Origin of the sequence: Burkholderia sp. GbtcB21 (assembly GCF_019091065.1) — a bacterium.
GTDB lineage: Bacteria > Pseudomonadota > Gammaproteobacteria > Burkholderiales > Burkholderiaceae > Burkholderia > Burkholderia pyrrocinia_C.
In genome coordinates, this window is sequence record NZ_JAGXKA010000232.1 from 1 (window position 1) to 273 (window position 273).

Here is a 273-nt window from a genome sequence, read left to right on the forward strand (position 1 = left end):
ATAGGCACTCTTAAGGACGCGTCGTATTTGTGCAACATATTCTCGGTCGGATGGCCATATTGAATATCATCTGAGTTGGAAGTAGTTAGCTGGCTGAGGTTGCTTGAACGCAAATGCTTGTGGGGGTTGTTGTTTTCGAAGCCGTGAATACCGCATTTTCTGGTGAAATTGTTGAACCAACGGAGGTTGTAATTCTGATCCGAAATCATTTTGCGTTTGGGCTGATGATCAGGTACATTCGCAGAGGACAACCTGACGCTGGGTTTCCATTGT

General features: G+C 45.4%; 1 protein-coding gene. It reads right to left on the bottom strand.

What is annotated here, in order from left to right; all coding sequences use genetic code 11:
• A partial coding sequence (locus tag KVT39_RS36865) for a hypothetical protein (protein WP_217591473.1) occupies positions 1-209 on the bottom strand: 209 nt, incomplete at its 3' end.
• Positions 210-273 lie beyond the last annotated feature (64 nt).